This window comes from Belliella kenyensis, from assembly GCF_022549675.1.
Taxonomy (GTDB): Bacteria; Bacteroidota; Bacteroidia; order Cytophagales; family Cyclobacteriaceae; genus Belliella; species Belliella kenyensis.
This window is the reverse complement of record NZ_JAKZGR010000047.1, coordinates 1-1,559: the sequence shown is the minus strand read 5'-3', so window position 1 is coordinate 1,559 and position 1,559 is coordinate 1. Positions and strand designations below refer to the sequence as shown.

Genomic DNA, 1,559 nt, shown 5'->3' with positions numbered 1-1,559 from the left:
CTGGTGCTCCATCAGTACTCTCTTCGAGAAAATTAAACGCAAAGTCAAAAACTGTATGCTGGAAGTTACCATTCTGGTTAACCAATATCAATGATCCACTACCTGCTATTGGTCGCTCTTGGATACCGAACAATATACCGCTCAGATCTCCTGATCCTGAAACCAACTCAATATTTACAACGCCATCTGCTGTACCATCACTTCCTAGTCCTACAGACTCGCCCGTATGAACGAAGCCTAGCGGTAAGTTCTGTTCAATCACTGCATCTTCTCCCAATACATAAGTATTTGTACTTATCTGAAGGCTGAAGGATCCTGTATTATCCTCTATTGGAATTGCAAATGTACCATCAGCATTTACTTCACTCACCCCTCTGATCACACCCAATGCATCTACCAAGTATACAAAATGAGGAACTCCTCCAGGTAAATAACCCATCTCTTCTCCATCTATCGCTACATTACCGTTTGCATCATTGAAAACAGTTCCTAAAATCATTCCGCTAACTTCAACTGTTACCGTTACTGTTGCAATATCACAGTTATCAGGATTCAAAACCTCACAAATTCTGTATTCTAGCGTGTATTCTCCCGCTGGCGTGTTCGGTGCTACCGTAACTGTACCATCTGGGTTGATCACTACTGGAGAGTCAGGATCTACATTGATCGGTGTCAAGATCACTTCTTCAGGGTTTACTGGCTCACCATTCAAGGTATCGTTATCCAATACATTGCCTGGTAATGTTCCTCCTGTCGTGCCGTTAATTGGACCAAAGACATCATCATTAGCAACAATTACAAAAGGCATGATTTCTACAGTAACCTCTTCACTTGGTTCTTCAGGAAGTGTTTCGCCTGGATTAATCGGATCGTCACCTCTAACCGTCGCAATGTTAACAACCTCTCCTGCTAAAACATCCGCTTCTGTCACCGTATAGCTACCTGTCAAAGTCACTGACTGTCTAGGCGCTAGTGTTCCAACTACAGATGGCCAAACTCCAGTTGAATTATCTACCAATCCACCTAACAATGGATCATTTACAGTGATGTTTTCTATTGTTACATTCCCTGTATTTTCTACAGTAAAGGTGTAACCAATCACATCTCCCATTGAAGCTTTTCCACTAAAGGTTGTCGCTTTAATTAAGGATAATGATGGGATTTGATCCAATGGCGTAACTGTACAGTTTGGACAGTCTGGATCGTAGCCATCATCATCTGGTGTCAATGGATTCGGATCTTCTGAGGTTGCTGTGACATCTTCGCCACTTGGATCTTGACCCGTTACCGTAGCCAAGTTGTAGACATAGCCCGCATCAATATCTGCCTGTGTGATCGTATAGGTCGCTGTAAACGTTGATTCATCTATAGCTCCTGGAGCCAAGGAGGCCAATGGTCCACCTACCACTGTTACCAATGGATCGGTAATCACCAAGTTTGTGATTTCTACATTACCCGTGTTCCTTACAGTAAAGCTGTAACTAATCGTCTCGCCTACCTGAGCAAAGCCATCGCCATTCGAATCAACAAACGTTCCTGACTTCAATAAAGTCAAGGCT

Annotated in this window: 1 protein-coding gene; it reads right to left on the bottom strand. The window is 43.0% G+C overall.

All coding sequences use genetic code 11. The features are described from left to right. Nucleotides 1-1,559: DUF11 domain-containing protein (locus MM214_RS18865; protein WP_241297733.1), on the bottom strand; the 1,559-nt coding region annotated here is incomplete at both ends.